Source organism: Burkholderia sp. AW33-5, from assembly GCF_053427615.1.
This window is the reverse complement of sequence record NZ_JBSAXA010000002.1, coordinates 193,784-218,942: the sequence shown is the minus strand read 5'-3', so window position 1 is coordinate 218,942 and position 25,159 is coordinate 193,784. Positions and strand designations below refer to the sequence as shown.

The following is a 25,159-nucleotide window of genomic DNA, read 5'->3' as shown; positions in this document are numbered from 1 at the left end:
GGTTTCATGTCAGCGCTCCAGATTGTCGAATTGAATGCGCGGGTCGACCCACACGTAGCAGAGGTCGGAGATCAGCTTGGTCGCGAGTCCGATCAGCGTGAACAGGTACAGCGTGCCGAGCACGACCGGATAGTCGCGGCGCACGACCGACTCGTACGACAGCAGCCCGAGGCCGTCGAGCGAAAACAGCGTCTCGATCAGCAGGCTGCCCGTGAAGAACGCGCCGATGAACGCGGCCGGAAACCCGACGATCAGCGGCAGCATCGCGTTGCGGAACACGTGCTTCCACAACACGGTGCGCTCGGCGAGCCCTTTCGCGCGCGCGGTCAGCACGTACTGCTTGCGGATTTCGTCGAGGAACGCGTTCTTCGTGAGCATCGTGACGACCGCGAAACTGCCGACGACCGATGCGGTGATCGGCAGCGCGATGTGCCACAGATAGTCGAGCACCTTGCCGGCGAGCGACAGCTGGGCGAAGTTGTCCGACGTGAGCCCGCGCAGCGGGAACAACTGCCAGAACGAGCCGCCGCCGAACAGCACGAGCAGCAGCACGCCGAGCACGAAGCCCGGAATCGCGTAGCCGACCAGCACGACGAGGCTCGTCGCGACATCGAACGGCGAGCCGTTGCGCACGGCCTTCGCGATGCCGAGCGGCACGGAGATCAGATAGGTGACGAAGAACGTCCACAACCCGATGCTGATCGACACCGGCAGCTTCTGCACGATCAGCGACCACACGCTCTGGTGGCGGAAGTAGCTGTCGCCGAGATCGAAGCGCGCGAAGCGCTTCAGCATCAGCCAGTAACGCTCGAGCGGCGGCTTGTCGAAGCCGTACAGCGCCTTGAGCTGCGCGAGCTGCTGCGCGTCGACGCCGGTATGCGCGCGCATCCCGAACGGCGCCGCGCCCTGCTCCGTCGCGCCCTTGCGCAGTTCCTGCACGGCCTGTTCGACCGGGCCGCCCGGCACGAACTGGATCACCGCGAACGTGAGCGTGAGCACGCCGACGAGCGTCGGGATCATCAGCAGCAGGCGTTTGAGGATGTAGCTCCACATAGGGCGTCGACTCGCGATCGATAGGCTGGGTTGAACGAAGGGCCGGCAGGCTTCAGTGATCGGGCTTGGCCCACCAGGTCGACACGACCCAGCCCTCGGCCGAATAGTACAGCGGCAGCGTCTGCGGATAGCCGAGCGTGCGCTTGTATGCGATCCGGTGCGTGGTGCTGTACCACTGCGGGACCGCGTAATAGCCGTGCATCAGCACGCGATCGAGCGCATGCGTCGCGTCGAGCAGGTCCTCGCGCGTCTGTGCGGCGCCGAGCGCATGCAGCAGCGTGTCGACGGCCGGCGACTTCAGGCCGATGATGTTGTCGGAGCCCGGCTCGTCGGCGAACTTGCTGGCGTAGCGTGAAAACTGCTCGGCGCCCGGCACCTGCACGCCCGGCAGGCGGACCGTCGTCATGTCGTAGTCGAATGCGTCGAGCCGCTTCTGCAGCAGCGCGTAATCGGCCGTGCGAAAGCGCGCGTCGATGCCGAGCTTCGCGAGGTTGCGCTGATAGGCGGTCACGACGCCTTCCATCGCCGCGCCCGAATCGTCGAGGATCTCGAACGTGAACGGCTCGCCCTGCGCGTTGCGCAACGCGCCGTCGCGGTAGGTCCAGCCGGCCTGCGCGAGCAGCGCGCGCGCCTTCAGCAGATTCGCGCGCAGCGAGCCCGGCGGGTTCGTGTTCGGCTGCGTGACCATCGGCCCGAACACGGCCGGGTCGAGCTGCGCGCGCAACGGCTCCAGCAGTTTCAGCTCGCCCGGGCCCGGCATGCCGGTCGCCTGCAGGTCGGTATCGGCGAAATAGCTGTCGAGGCGCGTGTACGCGCTATAGAACAGCTGGCGGTTCAGCCATTCGAAGTCGAACGCGAGATCGAGCGCCTGGCGCACGCGCACGTCGCGAAACTGCGGCCGGCGCAGGTTCATGAAGAAACCCTGCATGCCCGCGCCGTTGTGCTGGCGGAATTCGCGCTTGACGAGCTCGCCGCTGTCGAAGCGCTTGCCGACGTCGCGTCGCGTCCAGTTGCGCGCGATGTATTCGACCAGCACGTCGTACTCGCCGGCCTTGAACGCCTCGAGACGTGCGACGCCGTCGCCGTACAGCTTGTAGACGATCCGCTCGAAGTTGTCGGTGCCGATCCGCACCGGCAGATCGGCGCCCCAGTACGCGGGATTGCGCCGGTACGTAATCGTGCGTCCGTTGTCGTAGCGCTCGATCAGGTACGGACCGCTGCCGATCGGCTGCTCGAACGCGAGCTGGTCGAACGGAATCCGCGAACCGTCCGCGCGCAGCCCCCACTTGCGCGAGAACACCGGCACGCCGCCGGCGATCAGCGGCAGCTCGCGGTTCGCGCTGCGGAATTCGAAGCGCACCGTCGCAGGATCGATCACCACGGCCTTCGCGATTTCGGCGAAATACGCGCCGAACTGCGGTGCGGCCAGCTTGCTCTTCAGCGTGTCGAACGAGAACCTCACGTCCTCGGCCGTGACCGGATCGCCGTTCGAGAAGCGCGCGCGCGGGTTCAGGTGGAACGTGACCGAGCGGCGGTCCGGCGCGATCGCGATGTCGTCGGCGAGCAGCCCGTAGGCGGAGGACGGTTCGTCCATGCTGCCGGTCGCAAGGCTCTCGAACAGCAAGTCGATGCCCGGCGCAGGGTTGCCGCGCATGGTGAACGGATTGAACTTGTCGAACGATGTCAGCCGGTTCGGGTTCGCGAGCACGAGCGTGCCGCCCTTCGGCGCGTCCGGGTTCACGTAGTCGAAATGCTTGAAGCCCGGCGGATATTTCGGCTCGCCATACTGCGCGATCGCATGGGCCGCGTGCGCAGCCGTCGCGGCGAGTACCGCCTGTATTGCCCATGCTGCCGCCGTGCGGCCGGCGGCACGTACTGCACGCGCGGCGCCGAAGCGGGTGCGCGCGGCGGCGGCCCGGGGCGAACCCTTCGTCATAGAGGCCCTGTCGGTCGATTGAGGGATGGAACGTGGGTCGATTCTACCCATTCAATTCGACGTCGAGCCAGCCTGCGGCTTTTGGTGCGTGGTGCCGGCGCATCGCGAGCGCCGCGCGCGGCCCGTGCAGGCAAAAGAAAACCGCCACGCGGGCGGTCTTCGTCTCATGCGCGCACGCGGCACGCGTGCGTCGCATGTCGATCAACGCCAGCCGTTGTGGCGGCCGTTATCCCAATGGCCGTGACCGCGATCGCCGTCCCAGCCGCGGCCATGATGGCGATACCACTCGTCGCGGCCCCAGTAGCGGCGGCCGTCCCAGTAACGATCGCCGTGCCAGCCGATCACGATCGCCGGTGCCGGCGCGTAGATGGGCGCCGGTGCATACACGGGCGCCGGCTGGTAGACGACCGGCGGCGGCGGCGGCGCATACACGGGCGCGGGCGCGACGTAGACCGGAGCAGGCACGCCGACGTTGATCCCGACATTGACTCCCGCCATTGCTGCGCCCGACACGAGCAAGGCCGTCATACCGGTCATGAGCGAGGCAACACGCAAAGTCTTCATGGATTCCTCTTCGAGTTGTTTCATGTGTGATTCGACTATAGCGACAAGCGCCGTCCCGGCATATTTCAAGTTTGTAAGAACTGATGCGCAGCATCGCAACGGGAAGCGCGCGCTAACGTCTTGTAACAATTGGCGCCCGGCCGTCGCGCCTCGCTCCCCGGCCCGCCTTGCCGCACGGGCCGCGAGCCCGCTCCACCCTTCCTAAAACATCTTTCATCCTGGCCCGCGCCCGGCGTTAAGCGGCGCCATGCACACTGCGCGAGCCGATGCGGGCTCGCGCCACGCGTCGGCGCCTCGCTGACAGGCCGGCGCCCCGCGCCGGTGGAGACCTCGCCGATGCTGAAACTCGTCCGACTCGCGCTCGCGCGCGCCTATACGTTCATCGTCCTTGCCCTGCTGATCCTGATCGCCGGGCCGCTCGCGGCACTGCGCACGCCGACCGACATTCTTCCCGACATCCGCGCGCGGTCAGTTCGCCAACGATCTCGTTCGCGGTCACCGCATCGTCTTCGACCGTCAGTACTCGCATGCCTGTCCTCGCAACGGATGTCACGACGCGCGCATCCGATGCGCGCGCGACTATCGTAGACGCCCCGATCGCCATCCGGCGCTAGATGAAAATAGCTTCATCCGGCATCGGGCGAACGCGGGTGAAACATGTTTCATCCGTGCGTCGCCCGCCCGGCCCCGCGCGCCGCCTACACTGACGTCATGCGGCATCGGGCCGCGAAAAATGAGAAAAGGCGGCACTTGCGTGCCGCCTTTTTTTTGCACGAAGCGCATGGAGATCGTCCGCTGCGCCACGATGACGTTCAGCGCGACATCATGTTCATGCTGACGTTGTGCATCACCCACAGCGTGCCGACGATCAGGATCGCCGCGGTCAGCACGGTGTAGCTGAACGCCATCACGTTCCAGCGCTGGCCGGAGGAACCGTTCATGTGCAGGAAGTACACGAGGTGCACGACGATCTGCACGAATGCGAGCACGGCCAGCGCGATCAGCGATGCGTGCGGCGACAGCACGCCGCCCATCACGAGGCCGAACGACGCGGCGGTGAGCACGACCGACAGGATGAAGCCGGCGACATAGCCGCCGACGCTGCCGTGCCCTTCTTCGAGTTGAGACGAATGCGAATGAGCCATTTAGATCACGCTCGCGAGATAGACAAAGGAAAACACGCAGATCCACACGATGTCGAGGAAGTGCCAGAAGAGGCTCAGGCACGTCAGGCGCCGCAGGTCGCGATCGGTCAGGTCGCCGCCGCGCGATACGATCTGCCCGGCGAGCACGATCATCCACACCAGGCCGGCCGTCACGTGCAGCCCGTGCGTGCCGACCAGCGTGAAGAACGCCGACAGGAACGCGCTGCGCTGCGGGCCCGCGCCTTCCGCGATCAGGTGCGAGAACTCGCGCAGTTCCATCGCGAGGAACGCCGCGCCGAACACGAACGTCACTGCGAGCCATGCGAGCAGCGCGCCGCGCCGCTGCTTGTACGCGGCCAGCATCGCGAAGCCGTAGGTGATGCTCGACAGCAGCAGCGCGGCCGTTTCGACCGCGACGCCCGGAATGTCGAACAGGTCCTTCGCGGTCGGACCGCCCGCGTACTGGTTGCCGAGCACCGCGAACGTCGCGAACAGCGCCGCGAAGATCACGCAGTCGGTCATCAGGTACAGCCAGAAGCCGAACACCGAGTGCGACGGCGGATGGTCGTCGTGCTCGAGCAGGGTTGCGCTCAAGGTTTTCTGCAACATCAGTTGGCCTCCAGTTCCACGTCGTCGACATGCGTGGCCACGCGTGCCGCCGGTTGCTTCTCTTCGATCCTGCGCACCTTCGACGCGGGGATGTAGTAGCCGTCGTTGTCGCGCGAGCTGTAGACCACGAGCGTCGCGACGATGCCGACCAGGCCGCCGATGGCCATCCACCAGATGTGCCACACGAGCGCGAAGCCCAGCACCAGGCTGAAGATCGCGACCACGAGACCCGCACACGTATTCGACGGCATGTGGATGTCGCGGATCGTCGCCGGGTTCGGCCGGCCGTCGCCGCGCGCCTTCATGTCGGCGTACGCGTCGAGCGTGCGCACTTGCGGGATCACCGCGAAGTTGTACTCGGCCGGCGGCGACGAGGTCGCCCATTCCAGCGTGCGGCCGCCCCACGGATCGCCCGTGGTGTCGCGGTATGCCGGCAGGTTGCGGTTGCGGATGCTGACGACCAGTTGCAGCAGCTGGCATGCGATGCCGATCGCGATCAGCACGGCGCCGAACGCGGCGACCAGCAGCCATGGATGCCACGCCGGGTTGTCGTAGTGGTTCAGACGGCGCGTCATGCCCATGAAGCCGAGCACGTAGAGCGGCACGAACGCGACGTAGAATCCGACCTGCCAGAACCAGAACGCGGCCTTGCCGAGCTTCTCGTTCAACTTGAAGCCGAACGCCTTCGGGAACCAGTAGTTGAAGCCCGCGAGATACCCGAACAGCACGCCGCCGATGATCACGTTGTGGAAGTGCGCGATCAGGAACAGGCTGTTGTGCAGCACGAAGTCCGCGCCCGGGATCGCCATCATCACGCCGGTCATGCCGCCGAGCGTGAACGTGACCATGAAGCCGATCGTCCACAGCACCGGCGTCGTGAATTCGATCCGGCCGCGGAACATCGTAAACAGCCAGTTGAACACCTTCACGCCGGTCGGGATCGCGATGATCATCGTCATGATCCCAAAGAACGCGTTGACGTTCGCACCAGACCCCATCGTGAAGAAGTGATGCAGCCACACGAGGAACGACAGCACCATGATCGCGCAGGTCGCGTACACCATCGTCTTGTAGCCGAACAGCGGCTTCTTCGAGAACGTCGCGATGACTTCCGAGAAGATGCCGAACGCCGGCAGAATCAGGATGTACACCTCCGGATGGCCCCACGCCCAGATCAGGTTCAGGTACAGCATCGCGTTGCCGCCGGCTTCGTTCGTGAAGAAGTGCATGCCGAGGTAACGGTCGAGGCCGAGCAGCGCGAGCGTCGCGGTCAGGATCGGGAACGACGCCATGATCAGCACGTTCGTGCAGAGGGCCGTCCACGTGAACACCGGCATCTTCATCAGCGTCATGCCGGGCGCGCGCATCTTGATGATCGTCACGAAGAAGTTCACGCCGGTCAGCAGCGTGCCGACACCCGAGATCTGCAGCGCCCACAGGTAGTAGTCGACCCCTACCCCGGGACTGAACTGCAGCTCCGACAGCGGCGGATACGCGAGCCAGCCCGTCTGCGCGAACTCGCCGATCACGAGCGACACGTTGATCAGGATCGCGCTGACCGCGGTCATCCAGAACGACAGCGAGTTGATGAACGGAAACGCGACGTCGCGCGCGCCGATCTGCAGCGGCACGACGAGGTTCATCAGGCCGACCATGAACACCATCGCCATGAAGAAGATCATGATCACGCCGTGTGCCGTGAAGATCTGGTCATAGTGGTGCGGCGGCAGGTAGCCGGGCGCGTTGTACGCGAGCGCGAGCTGCATGCGCATCATGATCGCGTCGGCGAAGCCGCGCAGCAGCATGATCAGCGCGACGATGATGTACATCACGCCGAGTTTCTTGTGGTCGACCGTCGTCAGCCATTCCGTCCACAGCCACTTCCAGCGGCCGGTGATCGTCAGCGCGGCGAGGATGCCCAGCACGACCAGCCCCATGAAGGCGCCCGCCCCCATGATGATGGGCTGATCGAACGGGATCGCCGATAGTGTGAGTTTGCCGAACATGCGTTACCCCTTCGTGCCGCAGGCGGCGTCCTTCAGGTCGAGGACGTGGCCATCGTTGTATTTCGCGATGATGTTGTGGAAGAGCCGCGGATCGACCGACGAGAAGTAGCGCACGGGCGCCTTCTCGCTGGGCTGCGCGACGGTGCCGTACACGGTCGCGTCGAGCCGGTCGGGCGACGCCTTCACCTTCTGCACCCAGGCGTCGAACTGCTCGCGCGGCTCGGCGAGCGTGCGGAACTTCATGTCGGAGAAGCCGCGGCCGCTGAAGTTGGCGGACGTGCCCGCGTAGTCGCCGGCTTCGTCGGCGATCAGGTGCAGGCGCGTCTGCATGCCGGCCATCGCGTACACCTGGCCGCCGAGCTGCGGAATGAAGAACGAGTTCATCACCGAATCCGACGTGATGCGGAAGTTCACCGGTGTGCCGACCGGAATCGCGAGCTGGTTCACCGACGCGATGCCGAGTTCCGGATAGATGAACAGCCACTTCCAGTCGAGCGCGACGACCTCGACGTCGATCGGCTTCACCGACGACTCGAGCGGCTTGTACGGATCGAGCTCGTGCGTGGTTTTCCACGTGAGCACGCCGAGAAACAGGATGATCAGCGTCGGCACCGTCCAGATCACGACTTCGATCGCGGTCGAGTGCGACCAGTTCGGCGCGTACGCGGCGTTGCGGTTCGATGCGCGATAACGCCACGCGAACCACAGCGTGAGCAGGATCACCGGCACGACGACGATCAGCATCGCCCATGTCGACGTCGCGATCAGCGCCTTTTCCGCGGCGCCGACGCTTCCTTTCGGATTTAGTACATCTAAATTACAGCCTGACAGGCTCAACGCCGCGCCGATCGATATCAGCGCCGTCCAGCCTCTTGAAGCTTTTCTTTTCATCACACAGCCCGAGGGTCATTGAATCCGTTGCGTATGCCCGATGCGCATTCGATCCACGAAAGTGGCCGAATCATACGTCGCGCGGGTGCGACGAAAAACCGGTGGATGCGGCAAATCATCATTGCAAAATCTGCTGTGAGACAGATTGTCGCGGGGCAATTTCACGCAGCCGGAAGGCGAGCACGAGCCGGCCGGACGCCGCCCGCGCCCGACCGCATGAATGTGCGTGCAACGACCGCGTCGTCGTGCGATGCGGCCGTTGTACGCGACGTCACGCCATCAGCCGTGCGTCGCTGCCATGTACGCCTGCGCGGGCGCGCCGCCGTCTCCGGCCGGCAGCTTCGAATGGCTGGCGTCGTCGATCAGCCGCGCGACGGTCGGGTCGATCGCGTCGGTGAACGGCTTCGGATCGACGCCGACCATCAGCACGATCAGCGCGAGCGACGCGAACATCACGATCTCGCGACGGCTGAGATCGGCGAGCTTCGCGATGCGCGCGCTCGCGACCTTGCCGAACACGACGCGCTTGACCATCCACAGCGTGTACGACGCGCTGAGGATCAGCGTGAGCGCCGCGATCGCGCCGATCCAGAAGTTGACGCGGATCGCGCCCATGATGACCATGAACTCGCCGACGAAGCCCGACGTGCCCGGCAGGCCGACGTTGGCCATCGCGAACAGCAGCGCGAACGTCGCGAAGCGCGGCATGACACCCGCCACGCCGCCGTACGCGGCGATCTCGCGCTGCTTCGTGCGATCGACCAGCACGCTCACGCACAGCAGCATCGCGCCCGCGACGAAGCCGTACGACACGAGCTGCACGATCGCGCCTTCGACGCCGATCTGGTTGAACAGGAACAGCCCGAGCGTGACGATCCCCATGTGCGCGACCGTCGAATATGCGAGCAGCTTGCCGAGATCGGTCTGCGCGAGCGCGATCAGGCTCGCGTAGACGATCGCGAACAGCGACAGCGCGATCACGGCCGGCGCGAAGAAGTGGCTCGCGTCCGGTGTGATCGGCAGCGCGAAGCGCAGGAAGCCGTAGCCGCCGAGCTTGAGCATCGCGAGCATCAGCGCCGCGCCCGTCGGGCCATCCGTATAGACGTCGCGCAGCCACGTATGCACCGGCCACATCGGCACCTTGACCGCGAATGCGGCGAAGAAACCGAGGAACACCAGCAACTGCGGTGCGAAGCCGAGCTGCAGCGTGCGCCATGCGTTCATGTCGAACGTATGCGACTTCGCGTACAGGTACAGCATCGCCATCAACAGCAACAGCGAACCCGCGAACGAGATGAAGAAGAACTTCACGGCCGCGTAGACGCGGTGCTCCCTGCCCCACGTGCCGATCAGCAGATACAGCGGAATCAGCGTCGCCTCGAAGAAGATGAAGAACAGCAGCCCGTCCTGCGCGACGAAAACGCCGACCATCAGCCCCGACAGGATCAGGAACGACGCGTAGTACTGCGCGACGCGCACCGTCACCGACTCCCACGACGCGATCACGACGACGAGCGTCGTGAAAGCGGTCAGCACGACGAGCCACAGCGACGCGCCGTCGATCCCGACGCGCCAGCCGGCGTTGAACGCCGCCAGCCAGTTGCGGGTTTCGGCGAACTGCATTGCGGCCGAGTGCGAATCGAAGCCGGCGACGAGCGGCGCGACGGCGGCGAGCCCCGCGAACGCGCCGACGAGCGCGATCAGCCTCGTGCGCCGCAGATGACGGTCGGAACCGGCACGCAGCAGGCACGCGCCGAACAGGATCGGAACCCAGATCGCCAGGCTCAGAAAGGGGAAATCATGCATGTCAACAGGCCTTGAGAAGGTCGCGCACTGCATTGGGAACAGGCGTGACGAAGGGAACGAAATCAAATCGACAGATAGATTTCGTGGATCGCCATTGTTGGCAAAATGTAAAGCGGAATCAGCGCAAAGGTTGACGCCGCTCAAGCGCAATCGGGTTAACCAGCATAAGGCGATTGATTATTTTTTGCATCGCAGCAAAGCTGCGTTTCAGGATGCTCAGATACGTCGCTGATTTTTATGAGTAATTTTTTGTATTGCGGCGCGGCGTCGGTCGCGTGAATCGGTGCGATGCCGCATTTTTGTCTGAAGACGATGCTTCGGAGCGCAAGGAGGTGAATGCGGGGAAGGATGAACGGGACTCGATTCAATCCTTACATCGACACTTTCATTTTTACTTCAATGACCGACGATCACCGCGATCCGGAATCCGGAAATCGCGGCGCATTCCGTTCCGTTAGCGCTGATGGCTCAGCCGGTCCCACACGCGCATCGTCACCGCGCGATAGTGGTTGTGTTGCGCGGGGAAATGGACGAAACGGCTGTCTTGCGTCGCATAGACGGGCGACGACGCGAGCGACGTCGCATCGACGATGTAGCGCGCGTCGATCATGCCCGCCTCCAGCAGTTCGACATAGATCGCCTGCTGGTCGCCGCCGCTCGCATAGACTGACGACCGATCGTCGAAGCTCTCGATGCGCGCGCATATGCGCTCGACCAGTTCGCGCATCGGCGCGACGTTGCGCACGCCGATCATGCACGAGTTGATCGCCCAGGCCGTGTGGTCGGTGCCGATCACGAAATCGCGGCCGTCGATCACGCTGTCGACCGTCTGCCGCTGGTCGATCGCGAGGATGTCGGCGTCGACCCAGAACACGAACGCGTGATCCGGCAGATGTTCGCGAATCAGGTGTAGCTTCGCCCAGTTTGCATCGACGCCGGCCGGCAGAAACGCGGGCGGTTCGCGATACGCGTGGTACGCATAGCCGTGTCGCGTGCAATAGCGAATGAAGTTCTCTTCGTGAAGATCGCCGTAACCGGCGATGTGCGACGTGTGCAGACTCACGAACGCGATGTCTGCATGCGGGTTCAGGTGCCGCACCGGCTCGCGCGTTCGTTGCTGCGCGGCGCGCCAGTCGTCCATTGCGCGCGGCTGCTCGCCTCGCTGAACGCGCGCCGCATCGTCGACGAGCGCGAGCACATAGCGAAAGTCGTAGTCGGGCGTCGGTGCCCATACGCCATCGATCTGCTGCCATTCCGGCGCGTGATGCGCCACGAGCGGATGCGCGCCGACGACCTCGTCGATCGCAAGCCCATCGCCCCACACCGTCTGGGCCGACGCAAAATAGCCGGTCGCGAGCGGCTGATCGAACGGCAGCGGCGGGAAGTGCTCGGCAAGCAGCGTCGCCTCGCACGCATGGTGCCGCTCGGGCAGGCGCATCGCCCACTTGCCCAGCTCGACCACCAGCTTGCGCAAGCGCTCTCGCACGTCGGGCACGTTGCGAAAGATCATGCCGCTTGCGGCGGGCAACGGCGACTTCGACGTCTGCGTCGTGACGATCGCGTCATAACCGTCGGCGACATCCGGCAACGCATGCTGGCCGAACACCACCGAGAACGGATCGAGCACGAGCAGCAACGCGCCCTGCTCCATCGCGACGAGCTGCGCGATGATCGCGTGGTACTTGTGCAGCACCTGCTGGCGCTCGCCATATACGTGCGTACCGTCGACGATCGCGTGCCGGTAGCCGCGGCCCCGCGCGTAGCGTTCGTGATTGTCGACGAGCCCGTCGACGGGTCGATGCGAAAGGATGGTCAGTACGGAATGCATGCGTGCCGGAACTCCGGGTTGAGCCGCGCGAGGCGATACGCCTATTTAGCGCATGAGCGCCGCTCAAGTCGAGCATTGATTGGCTGTCCGGACGAAGCGTGGCGCCGGGCGGCAGGCCCGTAATCGGAGCGGGAAAAGAAAAAGCCCCGCAAGTCCGAGAACTTGCGGGGCTTTGTCACCGCTTTTGGCGGAGACGGAGTCCGACCGACCCAAAGCTATCGGGATCCAAGGGCGTCTATATCCACTTGAATTCAAACATATTTTTGCTCCAATCCAGCTTTGGAAGGCCACTTGAATCTCCCCAAGTCGCCTGATAAGGTGTGGGTGTGGGTGTATGTTTACGGGGTGCCAGATGAATCTAACCGTAGGGCAAATTTCGAAGATTCCCACGAAGCCCGGCCTTCTGGGCGACGGTGGGGGCTTGTACTTGCAGTTGCGCGAGCAGGCAGACGGCAACTGGTCCAAAGCCTGGGTGTTCCGGTACCGCGACCGCATGGTTGTGGGGAAAGACGGCAAAGGCAAGCTGCGAACCGTTGGCCTGGGCCCGCTATCCAAGGTGCCTCTTAAGGCGGCACGCGACAAAGCACACGAGCTCCGCAAGCTGCTTGATCAGGGTGTCGATCCGCTGCGGGCCAGAGACGCGGCCAAGAAGCAGGCCGAGCTGGCCGCGGCGGCGGACCGAACTTTCGACCAGTGCGCTGCCGAATTCCTTGCCGACAACCCGAAGAATGGAACCGCGTGGCAGAACACCCTCGCGACGCACGTCAGCCCCGTGATTGGCCAATTGCCCGTCGCGAGCATCGACACGCCGCACGTGCTCAAGGTGTTGAAGCCGATATGGTGGGATCTCAACGAGACGGCCTCTCGTGTCCGCAGTCGGGTGGAAGCAATCCTCGGGTACGCCACGGTGCATGGTTACCGCAAGGGCGACAATCCGGCCCGCTGGAGGAACCACCTTGCGCTGGTGCTACCTGCGCCCGCCGACGTCCAGCAAGAGAAGCCGCAGCCGGCGTTGCCCTACCCCCGTATCAACGAATTCGTGGTTGCATTGCGCCAGCGTCCCGGACTCGCCGCTCGTGCGCTGGAGTTGCTGATCCTCACTGCCGTTCGCAGCGGCTCCCTGCGCGCCGCCACTTGGGGCGAATTCGACCTCGAGCGCGCAGTGTGGACAATTCCCGCCGACCACATGAAGGGAAAGAAGTCGAAGCGCTCCGAATTCAAAGTACCTCTGCCAGCGCGAGCGGTGGAGATCGTCCGCGAGCTCGCACGGCACAAGGCCGGCCCGTACGTGTTCCCCGGCGCCGAACCGGATGAAGAAATGTCGGACGCAACGTTGCTCGCGGTCGTCAAACGCATGAACGGCGAAAAGCTCAAGGAACCGCCCCCACCGGTCTGGGTCGACCCGAAGCAGGATAATCGGCCGATCGTTGTACACGGCTTCCGCTCGACGTTCAGCGATTGGGCAGCGGAGATGACCGCCTGGCCGCGCGATCTGCGCGAGATGGCGCTCGCGCACACGATCGACAACAAGGTGGAAGCCGCCTATCGCCGCGGCGACCTCTTTGAGAAACGCCGTCGATTGATGGACGAGTGGGCCGCATATTGCGAAGGCAACGCGCCGGCGTCGACGGACAACGTGCACGCGATTCGCGCAGTTGGGTGATGTTACGAAATTCGCTACAACGTTCTAAAATAGTTTGCGTGAGCTTTTCTTGGCTTGCTATAGTCGGTGTACGCTACCAGGACGGATACAGCGATTGAAGCCGGGCCCCCTGAGTGCCGATGCGTGGTAGCCGCGTCGAATTTTAGGATAAGCTCGAGCAACGGACGCTCCGAAATGATCACATCGTGATCGTTCGGGGCGTTTTTCGTTTACGGCCTTCGGACGACCGCACTCGTTCAAAGGAACGTCCGTGAACTTTCTCGACCTTAAGCAGGTGATGAGCAAGACCCGCGCGAGCCGGCCTTACATTTATCTGCTCATCAGTCGCAACGCATTTCCGAGGCCCGTAAAATTCGGCTCCCGCTCTGCGTGGATCGAAGCTGAAGTGGAAGACTGGATGCGCGCGCGCGTTGCCGAACGCGACGCAAAGGGGGCGCAGCATGTCTGAAAAAGAAACCCGTCGCGCCGCATCGCCGCCCCAGCAAAACACAGCCTACGGTGATTCCGATTCTGTCCACATCACGGATGACGATCGATCGTTGCGCAACCATCTGAATCAATGGATGGTATATGGCGCACCGCCGGAGGTGGACGCCATCGACGTCGAGACGGAAGGCAACCGCTGCCAGTTGAGCATCTTCATCGGCAGGCCGCATCTGTTCCGCCTCGACGTGTTCATCTTAGGCTGGCGGCCCCTTGTCGACGCGACGCTGACCTTGACGGAGCTGGATGAACTCACCGACGCCGCGCAATGTGGCGATGCCGAGGGCGTCCACGTCGCCTATGAGCGTGTGCACAAGCTGCTGAGCGATCCGCGCAACTGGATGCGTGCCGTCCCGCCGACAGCGGAAATTTTCATCGACGCTTGCCGTTTCCGCGACGATGCAAAGGGGGCGGCATGAAGATGCGTGAACAAGCCCTTTCGCTCGCGCAGCACCGTGGGTTCAACGTGTTTCCGCTCGCACCCGGATCCAAGAAACCGCCGTACGGAAGTAACGGATTCAAGGACGCAACGCGTGACGCGCACCTCATCCGCCAGGCGTTCAGCACTGACAATTTCAATATCGGAATCCGGTGCGATGTGTGCAACGACACGAGCATCTTCGTGCTCGACATCGACGGACCAGAAGGCGAAGCCGCGCTAGCTGATCTCGTCGCAGCCAATAAGCCCCTGCCGGCAACGCTCGAGAGCAAGACGCGCCGCGGCCGGCATATGATCTTCTACGCAGCGGGCCCAGTTGGCAGCTCGGTATCGAAGGTCGGCAACCGCATCGACGTGCGCGGGCACAATGGCTATATCGTGGCGCCAGGTTCGACCGTTGACGACTACACCTACCACTTCGTCGACCCGCACAAGCGTATTCAGCGCGCGCCGGAGTGGCTGTATCGGCTCGTACGCAGCGCCGGTACCGCAGCCGAAGCGGCTCCCGTCGATCGCGCGCCGCTGCTCGGAGTCGACGCAGACCGCGCGCATCAGCGTGCCGTTACGTACTTGTCGTCAGCCCCGCCTGCAGTCGAGGGCGAAGGCGGGGACAACACAACGTACAAAGTGGCGGCCAAGCTGAAGGACGTCGGCTGTACGCTTCAGCAGGCGGTAGAGCTCATGCTTGAGCACTGGAACGAACGCTGCAATCCGCCGTGGGACGCCGAAGAACTGTCGGTCAAGGTCGCGCACGCGTTCAAGTACGGTCAGGAGCAGCCGGGCAGCATGGCGGCCGAAGCCGTGTTCGGGAAAGTCGAGCAGCATTCGAAACCGACCCTGCCGCCCCTCTACGTGACGCGCGTGGCGGATGTGCAGGCACGCCCTATCGAATGGCTATGGCCCAGCGTATTTGCGCTCGGGAAGCACAGCATCATCGCCGGGCCGCCGGGGCTCGGCAAGTCGCAGCTATCGATCTTTCTGGCTGCGGCGGTGAGCGTCGGCGGCACACTGCCCGACGGCTCCAAATGCCCGCAGGGTGACGTAGTGATGCTCACGATGGAGGACGACATCGCGGATACCATCCGGCCGCGGTTGGAAGCTGCCGGCGCTGATCTGAATCGCGTCTATGTGCTCGATGGCGTGCCCGAGAAGCTGAAGAACGGACAGGACGGAATGCGCGCCTTCGACCTGACGCGCGATGTCCAGCTGCTCGGCCAATTGGCCGACAAACTCGAGAACTTGAGACTGATCATCGTCGATCCGATTAGCGCCTTCATGGGGGAGACGGACAGCCACAAGAACGCCGAAGTGCGTGCCGCGCTATCCATGATCTCGAAGCTGGCCGAATCACGCCGCGCCGCACTCCTGTCCATCAGCCACCTGAACAAGTCGTCCGAATCAAATGCACTGAACCGTGTGACTGGTTCGGGTGCATTTGCGGCGCAAGCGCGCGCTGTCTACATCGTGGCGCGCGATTCGGAAGACGACACGATACGTACGATGAGCCCGGCAAAAAACAACGTTGGCGACGATCGCACGTCGTTTTTCTTCACGGTCGAAGGCGTGACACTCAACAGCGGCATCGCGACGTCGAAGGCAGTGTGGCAAGAGCGCACCGAAGAACGCAGCGCAGATGAAGCACTCGAGAGGAAAAAAGGACGTGACACCGATACCGCGATGGGGCGCGCGGCGCGATTCATTCACGAGCAGCTGCAGGACGGGCCGAAGCCGAGCAAGGAAGTGCAGTCAGCCGCGAAAGATGCAAGCATCAGCGAGAAGACCCTGCGCCGCGCACGTGAAACGCTTGGTGTCGTCACGAAAAAGGCCGAAGGATCGAAAAACGGTGAATGGCTGTGGATTTTGCCGGGCGCAACCGCTGAGTTAGCGGGGGCAAAAACAGCCGGCGACATCTTCGACTGACGAGCGATGCGTCGACACACAGGCCGCCTTCGGGCGGCTTTTTCACACTCGTGGCGCCCGTACACCCGACACATGGGCAAATTGGGCAACTCGACCGAAAACGCTTGCCGCTATTGGGTTTCACGGGTTGACCATGACGGGCAACACGAAGGGCGAGACGTGGGCAAGTCGTCCGCCACGTGTTGCCCTTCATATTCGTGTTGCCCTTCAACTTGCCCACCCTATCCGTAGACATGGGCAACACGTCAACACACTACTACATAAGGGTTAGAGAGAGTATGTGTGTCGTGTTGCCCATATTGCCCACCATTCCCGGACGGCCCCTACCAACGGCGCTCCCGATCTTCTGTTGCCCCTCTGGTTGAGACTGGCCTTGCGCCCACAAGCCACGCTCCGTGCGCGAGGCGGGCCGCGCAGCGTTCTAGGCCGGTACGACGGAACGACCTTCCGCAAGCGGTGGCCGATCGGCGAAGCTCGCCGCGGCACGAATCGCATTACCTGCACCTGTACCCACACATCACGCGTCGAACGCGACCAGTGTGCGACCAGCGAGCGCCCTCCCCTGGCCGCAGCTCTGACATACAAGCCTGTCCAGCCTACGGCCCTCTGATGCTCAATCAGATGCGTGCTATGGCGCGGTTGCGATACCACACACCGACCATGCAACCCTCCGCTCAGGAGCGCAAGCTTTCGCATCGACCCAAGGGGGCCCCTAGAGGCAACCAGGGGCTATGGGGTGGGTGGCATCGGCCTTCGGACGCCGGTGTTCCGCCTTTTCGGTCTTCTGCGCTCGCGATTTTAGATTTCATCCTGACGGCGAAAAAATTTGTCAAGCACTGCTAAATTTTTCTTGTTTACGGGGCCGCAAATCGGCATAATGAATCACGTGAAAGTTGTTTATTTTCAATGTGTTACGAAAATCGTAACAACCGGGGAAACCGCCGATGTTCGGAAAGCAAACCGCGGAAAAGCTCGAGCAGACAGTCGCTGCTTTGTCGCACGAGCAACAGGTAGCCGAGCAGGCCGCCACCGCAGCGCGAGGCGCCTATGCCGATGCTCTGCTGGGGGACGGTGTTGGCTCGGCCCGCGTCGCCGCCTTGCTGCGTGAGGCCGGCGACGCTCGAGAACGTGCGGACGCATTGCGCGGCGCGCTCGCTGTCGCGCAGCAGCGTCACGGCGAAGCGGTGGCCGCTGCCCAGGCCGCAGCGCTGAAAAGCCGTAGGAAGGACGCGGCGCGCCTTGCTTCGATTCGGGCCGACAAGATGTCCGCTGTTGCCGCAGCGTCTGCTGTGCTTGCAGACGCATACCGGGACCTCATGAAGGCGAACACCGACCTACACGTAGCGCTCGACGGTACCGCGCGCATCGACATCGAGGCGGCGCACTTGGGTGAGGCGCAGCTTGCAGGCGACGTGCGAACCGAGCTCGCTCGGCTTGGCTGTTCGTGGGCGGCGCTGCTTCCGGAACCGCGCCTTGTCGAGGAGCTAGATGTAAAGGCAAAACGCATCGGCGCGTGGCTGCAAACGACTCTGGGGGCAGCATGACGGATGACATCCAAACGACTGGCGCAGAGAGCGCCGAACATACGATGGCATCGGCGCTTGTTGAGCACGGCGTGTGGACGCGTGAGCAAGCCGACGCGATGCTTGCTGCAGATGCCGCGGCCGGTGCCGATCAGGGTTTCGATCCGCTCGTCGCCGCGGCCAAGCCCCCCACCCTGCCGCCTGGTGTCGACCCGATAGACGCTGCCGTGTTCACCGGTCCCGGTAACGCCGCGGCGTACAACTTCGGCGCGGTCGAGTCCAACGTTCAGGTCGACCAGGCGCAGGACATGGCGGCGCGCCAGTTGTTCGTCAGCGAAGGCGTGCCGGCCAGTATCGGTAACGAGATAGGCCGCTTGTGGAACGCCGCGGCGGCCAACCCTCCCACTACCGAACAACGCAATATCGCGACGCAACAGGCAGAGCTCGTACTGCAGCGCCAGTGGGGAAACGACTACGAGGCGAATCTGAAAGTGGCGCAGCAGGAGGTGCAGCGGATGGCGAAAGCCAACCCGAACCTCCACGACATGCTGGAAGTGAGCGGGCTTGGTTCCAATCCGTGGCTCATCACGACCATCTTCAACTTGGCGAAGGCTCGGGGGCGCGCATGAACCGGTTCTACCCGCGTTGCCAGTTCCACGGCGGTCGCAAAGAAAGCAGCGGATTGCTTGCGTACTGCGACGCACCGTCTGTTCCGGGTTCGTCGTATTGCCGCCGGCACCACAAGCGCGTGTGGACCACGATGGCAGATCGTGTCAGCGAGCGCGTGGGGGGCTAACAGTGCCGCGTCTTGCAAAGCTGAACGATCGCCATCTCAAGTACATCGACGGCCGACTCGCGGGCAAGTCCGGCCCAGTGGCGGCGCGGGAAGCGGGATTCAGTGAAGGCCGCGCGAGTGATCTTGCACGCAATCCGTTGATCGTGGCCGAACTCGACCGGCGGCGCGCTGAACTGCGCGAGAAGGCGGGTTATGACTTCGATGCAGCGATGAAGGAGCTCGCAAAGGCGGCCGAGTTTGCGGTGCAGACGAAGAACGCAACGGCACTCGCTAGAGTGACTGAGCTGCGCATGAGACTGGCGGGCCTTATGAAGGACAAGGATCCGAATGCCGGCGCCGGAAACGTGACGTTTGTCATCAACGGGGTAACGCCGCAGGCGCCCCGCGCGGAGATTGCAGACAATGAATAGCCGCGTCATTTCGTTCGAGCCCCCCGGCCCGAAAGCCCGAGCTTTCATGGAAAGCACGGCCGACGTGCGTGTGCTGATGGGTCCTGTCGGCTCTGCCAAATCCTCTACCGCGGTAATGACGATCCTGATGTTGTCAGCTCTCCAACCGATCGGGCCGGATGGTAAGCGCCGCTCGCGGTGGGCAGTGATCCGACCAACGTATCGGGATCTGGTGGGCGCAACCATCAAGACGTGGCAGTCATGGCAACCGCACGACTTCGGCCGCGTGACTATGGGCTCACCGATCGTCCATAACATCAGCACGTCGGATCTGGAAATCGAAGTGCTGTTCTTCCCGCTCGATCGGCCCGAAGACGCGGAAAAGCTGCGCTCGTTTGAGTTCACGGGTGTGTGGTTCGACGAGGTATCAGAGGTTCCCTTCGAGATCATCCAGGCGGCGCTTGGGCGGGTCGGCCGCTATCCGAGCGTACGCGACGGCGGGTGTTACTGGTCGGGGCTACTTCTCACGTCTAACATGACCGACCCGGACCACTGGGTACACGAGAAGCTGATGAGCTGCCCGAAGTCATGGGAGTTCTTCATCCAACCGGGCGGCATGGAACCCGACGCCGAGAACGTGAGGAACCTCCCGCGCGGCTATTACCAGCGACTGCTCGACTCCAACGACGAGGACTGGTGTCGCCGCTTCGTGCATGCGCAGTTTGTAGCGCAGCGTATCGGCAAGGTGGTGTATCCGGCGTTTCGGGACACCTTCCACGTTCCTCAGAACGACGTCATGCCAGCGCCGAACCTTGGCGTGGTCCTCGGAATCGACTTCGGATTGACGCCGGCCGTAGCTTTTATTCAGCAGCAGGCCGACGGCCGCGTAGTCGTATTCGATGAATTGGTGGCGACCGACGCCGGCATCAGCCGGTTCGCCAAGACGCTCGACACGTATTGGAAGCAGCACTACTCGCACCTTACCGTGATCGGCGCATATGGCGACCCCGCGGGCAGCGCGCGTAGCACGGACACGGAGCGCACCGCATTCGACGTACTCAACGCCAACACGCCTTGGCGGTGGCGCCCTGCGCAAACGAACGAGATCACACTGCGCACAGAGGCCGTGACGTTCTTCCTGGAAAAGGCGGTGGACGGATATCCAGGCTTCCAGTTGTCACCCAAGTGCAAGACGCTGCGCGGCGGGTTCAATGGGAAGTATTGCTTCCAGCCAGTGCAGTCGGGCAACGGCACACACTTCCACGATACACCGACGAAGAACATGTACAGCCACATTCAGGATGCGCTGCAATACGGCGTGCTTGGACTGGGCGGCGCGGAACTGGCAGTCGGGAAGGAGCGCCGGCAGGGGCCGCGCGCGCGCCAAGCCGCCGACGTCGATTACCCCCTCTTTGGCGACGATCGGCAAGCCCAACGCAACCCGATGAAAGTTGGTGTGCGCTGGGGCGAGCCGTCGCGCGAAACATACCGGAACGAGCGGGAAAGCCGCGAGCGCATTGCGCGTTCCACCGATTACGACATCTTCGAATGAGGGAGCGCACGTGATTACGGAAAAGCAATGCACCGGATGCCATCAACTTCTACCGCGGGATGCGTTTTCCCGGAATACGAGTAGTCGCGACGGCCTGCAGGGCTATTGCCGAGACTGCAGAAAGGCGCGTTTTGGTGGCGGGAGTAAGAGCGGCCTCGCGTGCAGTCGTCCCGGCGACGGTACGCCACTTCGCACCAATTCAGCCGCGCGCGAAACGACGATTCCGGAGATCGCACGTCGTGTAATCGAACTCACTAGATCGGCTTGCGATTTTCCAGGATGGACTTTTCCGAAGGAGGATGCGAATGAGTGACCAAGACAACGTGCCAGCTCAACAAATTCCTTCGGGCCTTGCTCAGATTCAGCAGTTTCGAGCTGCGGGTTTTAGCTCTGACGAAATTGACGAGTGGCAAACGAAACAGATGCGGCAGTTGTATGCTGCGGGATTTTCCGTGCATGAGGTAGCAGCTCATTTCGGAGTGAGTGTTCCGCGGGACACATGGCCAGCCGAGTCCACGGGGAACAACGACATGAGTGTGGGTCAAGCACTCGATGCAGGCTGGCAAAGCTCCGTCACCGGACTTATAACCCGCGGCAAAGCGCCGGATGTTTCGATGCAACCGGGCCAGCCTTGGTACAAGAGATTCGCAGCCAATGTCGCGCAGTTCGCTGGCGACGCACCAGCAGCCATAATCGGCGCCGCCGGCGGTGCTCTGGGTGGTTCGGAAACCGGCCCTGGTGCGGCGGTTTCAGCTATGGCGGGGGCGTTCGCGTTGCCTACTGCATTGCGAATGACCTTAATGGATGCTTATGTGAAAGGCGACTTTAAGTCACCTTCTGATTTTTGGGATCGGTTTGAACCCATTCTTGGCGAAACTCTGAAGTCCTACATAACAGGCGCTGCCGCCGGCGCTGCTACAGGAGCCGTTGGTAGTGCGTTGGCGCAATCAGCACCTGCCGTACGATCGCTTGCACAAAGTGCAACTACTGTAGGGACGGCTGTTACGGTTGGCAAAGCGCTTCAACCCGATCCATCGCAACGATAGTTTTTCCTCAACTTGGAGCCCCCAATGGATAAGGCCCGCAGCATGTACAGGACACGACATGACCGTCTCATCCTCCCTCGCGCGCAAAACTGAACTGATGGCCCAAGCCAACCAAGGGGTGTCTGAATGAAACGAATCGCCACCGCCATTGCGCTGCTTCAAGCCGCGGTCATTTCGTGGGCGGCAACGCTCGCGCCGGTCCAGCTTCTTAATCCCACCGGTTCTACGAGCGGCCAGGCTGTCGTATCGAACGGCGCGTCAAGCGCTCCGACGTGGCAGTCGATCGTCGATTCAATCGTCGCCGGCTCAGGCATTGCCATCAGCGGCGCGACAGGCAATGTCACCGTGTCGGTGGCCACCAATGGTGTGGCGCTCGGCCAGCTCGCGCAACAACCCGCCAACACGGTGCTCGCGAACGCAACCGGCTCGACGGCTAACGTTACTGCATTCGCAATGCCGAGCTGTTCGACTAGCTCGAGCGCCCTCAACTACACGACGAGCACCGGCATCGGCTGCAACACGAGCATCAACGCCGCGACGCTCGGGGGCGCTACATTCGCGTCACCGGGGGCAATCGGGTCAACGACGGCAAGTAGCGGTGCGTTCACGAACCTTACCGCCACCGGAACTCTGACCGGATTTCCCGGCCGGCTTCTCGCCATTCAAGTTTTCACGGCGAGCGGCACGTACACGCCGACGACCGGAGCGAACCGCGCGATCGTCGAACTGGTTGGCGCGGGTGGCGGCGGTGGCGGAACGCCGGCCACGTCGTCGGCGCAGAACTCCGTGGGCCAAGGCGGCAACGCCGGTGCATACGCGCAATTATGGATCTCGTCCGGACTCACGTCGCAAACCGTCACGATCGGCGCAGCCGGCGCAGCCGGCGCAGCGGGTGCAGCAGGTGGTAACGGCGGCACGACGAGTTTCGGATCGCTCGCGTCCTGTGGCGGAGGGAACGGCGGCGCAGCTGGTACGGCAATTTCAACGTTCCCCGCATTCGTGACCTACAACACGACCGTTGCAACTTGTTCAGGGACTGCGACGTTCATCAAGAATCTGAGCGGCTCGATTGCCGCCGCTGGCTTCTTGCTTGCCGGCGCGAGCTATATCCCCGGCAACGGCGGTTCTACGCCGTTCGGAATCGGTGCTCAGTGGCTCGGCGGATCCAATGGGGTAGCCGCCACAGGTTTCGGCGCTGGTGGCCTTGGCGCTGCGGCTGGCGCATCGTCTGCGGCACTTGCTGGCGGCGCAGGGACCGCTGGCAAGGTGGTTGTCTACGAGTACCAGTGAAGCAGTTGGTTTTCTACACCAGCGCAAACTCTTTCCTCAACTTGGAGCCCCCAATGGATAAGGCCCGCAGCATGTACAGGACACGACATGACCGTCTCATCCTCCCTCGCGCGGGCAGACTACAACGGGAACGGCGCCACCACCCTGTTTCCGGTGCCGTTCTATTTCCTTGACCCGACGCACATCAAGGTGCTCCGCACGGACACCAGCACCACGCCTCCTACGACGGCGTTACTGGTGCTGAACTCGGATTACACGGTGACGGGCGCCGGCGTGCAAGGTGGCGGATCGATCACCACGGCAATCGCGCCGACCGCGACGCAGAAGATATCGATCCTGCGGAATGTGCCGCTGACTCAGCTGACCCACTACGTCCCGAACGATCCGTTCCCGGCGGCTTCGCATGAGCAGGCGCTTGACCAGCTGACGATGGAAATTCAGCAGGTTACTGAAGCGCAGACGCATTCATTGCAGTTGCCGACGTACGAGCCTGTTCCACCTTCCCTGCCGGCAGCATCTCTGCGCGCAAGCATGCTGCTCGGCTTTGACGCGAACGGAAACCCGACCACGGTTCCGCTGCCGGCCAGCGTCGGAGTGGGGGATCTCCGGTGGGACACCTTCGTGGCGGGGACGAATTTCACGCCGGGCACGACGACGAGCCTTACGCTTTCCCGTGCTCCTGGGACAGTGGCGAATGTCGAAGTGTTCTTCGATGCAACGTTCCAGGGTCCTGACCAGATCGCCTCGCTAGTCGGCGCGGTGCTGACGTTCACCGCAGCGATTCCGGTCGGCGTGCAGAAAGTGTTCGTGCGCAGTGGCACCACCTTGTCGGTTCAGCTTCCTCCGGCTGCATCGCTGATATCCGCGGTCAAGTCACGTACATGGTTCAGGCTGGGAGCTGACGAAAGATCCCTTAGCTAGGGCCTGTACGGCCTCTGATCCGCCCACGAGGCACAAGAAGTTGCTACATTCGCAACGCGTTGCGAATGTAGCAACAAATTCCACAAAAAACCGCTATGTTAGAATTTTATTGCTCAAATACCGATCAACACCTATGATTACCTCACGGTCACTAGACAGACCGGATAGGCCAATCGGGGGTTGATCATGAAGCGCGAGCAATGGGAAGAAGCCGGCAATTCGTCTGACGAGTTCTATTCAATTGAGGTGTCGATGGGCGGCCTGTGGACGCGGATCGAGATGGAGCGGATCCGCGCCGGCGACTGGTTCCGGTACGACGTCCCGCGCGACCATGAGTATTACGGGCTGATGTTCCGCGCGGCCGGCGATGCGTTCGAAGGCCGGGCGGGTGTCCAGGTCAAGGCCGCCAAAGTCGAGCCCGATCGATCGCGCATCAGGATGTGAGCGCTACTCGCGCAACCGCGCCGCGTCGGCTTAGTGGCCCGCGCGGCTTTTCACTTGAGGGGATGGGAAATGGAACGACCGCTTAATCTGCTGCCCGATGAAGCCGCGGAGCGGCTAAGGGTTTCGAAGAACACGTTATCGAACTGGCGCGTGCAGGGGCGCGGGCCCAAATTCATTAAGCTGGGCCGGAAGATCCTGTATCCGCTTCCTGAGCTCGAGGCGTTCGAACGGGAGCATCTACAGTCAAACACGACTGGCGTTCGGGACAGCGCGCGTTGACGGTCACCTTCCGTCATGCGAACGTTCCACCGGCTTGGGTTCGCTGCGACGTGCGGCAAATAACAACTTTCGGGGATCGAGCATGAGAACAACAGGGTTGGCCGCGCTGGCGGCCTTGCTCGTACTGGCGGGGTGCGCAACGAAGAACTACGGGCGGATGGGAAGCCTGACCGACTACGAACGCAATACCATGAGCTGTCGGGAAATCGATTTAGAGATCGCGCGCGTCGACGGATTCATGTCGCATGTTGACAAGGAGAGCGAGTTTGATGGGCGCTCGGTCCTGTCCTTCCTCGGAGATTTCGGGATCGGAAACGTGATGGAGAAGGACGCCGCGATGAAGAGCGCCAGCGATCGGCGCCAGGCGCTCGACAGTCTGCGTTCGTCGAAGCAATGCGGGTACGCGACAACCACGCCAATACCGTCGATGGGAGCGGCTGCCCCGGGTGCGGCATCTGCTACCGCGGGGCGATGACGCACGTTACGTTGCGTAGTGGTGGTCAGGGCGGAGGCGTGTTCCCGGTTCCGGTTTGTATCCGTCTGGAACCGAATGAAGTCCTTCCACGAGAAGGACAA

General features: G+C 62.9%; 23 protein-coding genes and 1 pseudogene. 14 read left to right on the top strand and 10 right to left on the bottom strand.

Features of this window, described 5'->3' with window-relative positions; translation table 11 throughout:
• Nucleotides 1-9 precede the first annotated feature (9 nt).
• The 10 genes and pseudogenes from ACV22V_RS04475 to ACV22V_RS04430 all read right to left on the bottom strand — a co-directional run bounded on the left by ACV22V_RS04475 (nucleotide 10) and on the right by ACV22V_RS04430 (nucleotide 11,838).
• Nucleotides 10-1,053: a microcin C ABC transporter permease YejB gene (locus ACV22V_RS04475; protein WP_448013136.1), complete on the bottom strand. Its 1,044-nt coding sequence runs from the start codon at nucleotides 1,051-1,053 to the stop codon at nucleotides 10-12.
• A gap of 52 nt (nucleotides 1,054-1,105) precedes the next feature.
• The gene (locus ACV22V_RS04470; RefSeq protein ID WP_448013135.1) at nucleotides 1,106-2,989 is read right to left on the bottom strand and encodes an extracellular solute-binding protein; all 1,884 of its coding nucleotides are present in this window, start codon (nucleotides 2,987-2,989) and stop codon (nucleotides 1,106-1,108) included.
• 201 nt (nucleotides 2,990-3,190) lie between these two features.
• Nucleotides 3,191-3,553: a hypothetical protein gene (locus ACV22V_RS04465; RefSeq protein WP_059535918.1), complete on the bottom strand. Its 363-nt coding sequence runs from the start codon at nucleotides 3,551-3,553 to the stop codon at nucleotides 3,191-3,193.
• A gap of 457 nt (nucleotides 3,554-4,010) precedes the next feature.
• A pseudogene (locus tag ACV22V_RS04460) lies at nucleotides 4,011-4,082 on the bottom strand (DNA-binding response regulator); the annotation flags it as partial.
• A gap of 283 nt (nucleotides 4,083-4,365) precedes the next feature.
• On the bottom strand, nucleotides 4,366-4,698 hold the full coding sequence (gene cyoD / locus ACV22V_RS04455; protein WP_059535756.1) for a cytochrome o ubiquinol oxidase subunit IV: 333 nt from the start codon (nucleotides 4,696-4,698) through the stop codon (nucleotides 4,366-4,368).
• Nucleotides 4,699-5,307 (bottom strand): cytochrome o ubiquinol oxidase subunit III, encoded by a 609-nt coding sequence (cyoC, locus tag ACV22V_RS04450; protein ID WP_448013134.1) that lies wholly within the window; start codon nucleotides 5,305-5,307, stop codon nucleotides 4,699-4,701.
• A complete protein-coding gene (gene cyoB, locus ACV22V_RS04445; RefSeq protein ID WP_059690921.1) occupies nucleotides 5,307-7,313 on the bottom strand; it encodes a cytochrome o ubiquinol oxidase subunit I in 2,007 nt (668 codons plus the stop codon). Before cyoB ends, cyoC begins: the two co-directional genes overlap by 1 nt.
• Nucleotides 7,314-7,316: 3 nt before the next feature.
• Nucleotides 7,317-8,204: a ubiquinol oxidase subunit II gene (cyoA, locus tag ACV22V_RS04440; RefSeq protein ID WP_059450408.1), complete on the bottom strand. Its 888-nt coding sequence runs from the start codon at nucleotides 8,202-8,204 to the stop codon at nucleotides 7,317-7,319.
• 279 nt (nucleotides 8,205-8,483) lie between these two features.
• Nucleotides 8,484-10,010, bottom strand: a complete 1,527-nt coding sequence (locus ACV22V_RS04435; RefSeq protein ID WP_059702207.1) for an NADH-quinone oxidoreductase subunit M — start codon at nucleotides 10,008-10,010, stop codon at nucleotides 8,484-8,486.
• A gap of 454 nt (nucleotides 10,011-10,464) precedes the next feature.
• Nucleotides 10,465-11,838, bottom strand: coding sequence for a hypothetical protein (locus ACV22V_RS04430; RefSeq protein WP_448013133.1), 1,374 nt, complete (start codon nucleotides 11,836-11,838; stop codon nucleotides 10,465-10,467).
• 352 nt (nucleotides 11,839-12,190) lie between these two features.
• Between ACV22V_RS04430 and ACV22V_RS04425 the strand changes: the two genes are divergently transcribed.
• The 14 genes from ACV22V_RS04425 to ACV22V_RS04360 all read left to right on the top strand — a co-directional run bounded on the left by ACV22V_RS04425 (nucleotide 12,191) and on the right by ACV22V_RS04360 (nucleotide 25,058).
• Nucleotides 12,191-13,501, top strand: coding sequence for a tyrosine-type recombinase/integrase (locus ACV22V_RS04425; RefSeq protein ID WP_448013132.1), 1,311 nt, complete (start codon nucleotides 12,191-12,193; stop codon nucleotides 13,499-13,501).
• 250 nt (nucleotides 13,502-13,751) lie between these two features.
• Nucleotides 13,752-13,949: a helix-turn-helix transcriptional regulator gene (locus ACV22V_RS04420; RefSeq protein ID WP_448013131.1), complete on the top strand. Its 198-nt coding sequence runs from the start codon at nucleotides 13,752-13,754 to the stop codon at nucleotides 13,947-13,949.
• Nucleotides 13,942-14,403 carry a hypothetical protein gene (locus ACV22V_RS04415; RefSeq protein ID WP_448013130.1) on the top strand — a complete coding sequence of 154 codons (462 nt, stop codon included), beginning with the start codon at nucleotides 13,942-13,944 and terminating at the stop codon, nucleotides 14,401-14,403. Before ACV22V_RS04420 ends, ACV22V_RS04415 begins: the two co-directional genes overlap by 8 nt.
• Nucleotides 14,400-16,343, top strand: coding sequence for a bifunctional DNA primase/polymerase (locus tag ACV22V_RS04410; RefSeq protein WP_448013129.1), 1,944 nt, complete (start codon nucleotides 14,400-14,402; stop codon nucleotides 16,341-16,343). Before ACV22V_RS04415 ends, ACV22V_RS04410 begins: the two co-directional genes overlap by 4 nt.
• 944 nt (nucleotides 16,344-17,287) lie before the next feature.
• Nucleotides 17,288-17,887 carry a hypothetical protein gene (locus ACV22V_RS04405; protein ID WP_448013128.1) on the top strand — a complete coding sequence of 200 codons (600 nt, stop codon included), beginning with the start codon at nucleotides 17,288-17,290 and terminating at the stop codon, nucleotides 17,885-17,887.
• Nucleotides 17,884-18,495, top strand: a complete 612-nt coding sequence (locus tag ACV22V_RS04400; RefSeq protein ID WP_448013127.1) for a hypothetical protein — start codon at nucleotides 17,884-17,886, stop codon at nucleotides 18,493-18,495. The genes ACV22V_RS04405 and ACV22V_RS04400 overlap by 4 nt, the downstream gene beginning before the upstream one ends.
• Before the next feature lie 169 nt (nucleotides 18,496-18,664).
• Nucleotides 18,665-19,072 carry a hypothetical protein gene (locus tag ACV22V_RS04395; protein ID WP_448013126.1) on the top strand — a complete coding sequence of 136 codons (408 nt, stop codon included), beginning with the start codon at nucleotides 18,665-18,667 and terminating at the stop codon, nucleotides 19,070-19,072.
• The gene (locus tag ACV22V_RS04390) at nucleotides 19,065-20,603 is read left to right on the top strand and encodes a hypothetical protein (protein WP_448013125.1); all 1,539 of its coding nucleotides are present in this window, start codon (nucleotides 19,065-19,067) and stop codon (nucleotides 20,601-20,603) included. Before ACV22V_RS04395 ends, ACV22V_RS04390 begins: the two co-directional genes overlap by 8 nt.
• A gap of 305 nt (nucleotides 20,604-20,908) precedes the next feature.
• The gene (locus ACV22V_RS04385; RefSeq protein ID WP_448013124.1) at nucleotides 20,909-21,649 is read left to right on the top strand and encodes a hypothetical protein; all 741 of its coding nucleotides are present in this window, start codon (nucleotides 20,909-20,911) and stop codon (nucleotides 21,647-21,649) included.
• 126 nt (nucleotides 21,650-21,775) lie between these two features.
• Nucleotides 21,776-22,939 carry a hypothetical protein gene (locus ACV22V_RS04380; protein ID WP_448013123.1) on the top strand — a complete coding sequence of 388 codons (1,164 nt, stop codon included), beginning with the start codon at nucleotides 21,776-21,778 and terminating at the stop codon, nucleotides 22,937-22,939.
• Nucleotides 22,940-23,026: 87 nt separating this feature from the next.
• Nucleotides 23,027-23,860 (top strand): hypothetical protein, encoded by an 834-nt coding sequence (locus tag ACV22V_RS04375; protein ID WP_448013122.1) that lies wholly within the window; start codon nucleotides 23,027-23,029, stop codon nucleotides 23,858-23,860.
• A gap of 186 nt (nucleotides 23,861-24,046) precedes the next feature.
• A complete protein-coding gene (locus ACV22V_RS04370; protein ID WP_448013121.1) occupies nucleotides 24,047-24,304 on the top strand; it encodes a hypothetical protein in 258 nt (85 codons plus the stop codon).
• A gap of 69 nt (nucleotides 24,305-24,373) precedes the next feature.
• On the top strand, nucleotides 24,374-24,583 hold the full coding sequence (locus ACV22V_RS04365; protein WP_175906294.1) for a helix-turn-helix domain-containing protein: 210 nt from the start codon (nucleotides 24,374-24,376) through the stop codon (nucleotides 24,581-24,583).
• An 82-nt stretch (nucleotides 24,584-24,665) separates the two neighbouring features.
• Nucleotides 24,666-25,058: a hypothetical protein gene (locus ACV22V_RS04360; protein ID WP_448013120.1), complete on the top strand. Its 393-nt coding sequence runs from the start codon at nucleotides 24,666-24,668 to the stop codon at nucleotides 25,056-25,058.
• Nucleotides 25,059-25,159 lie beyond the last annotated feature (101 nt).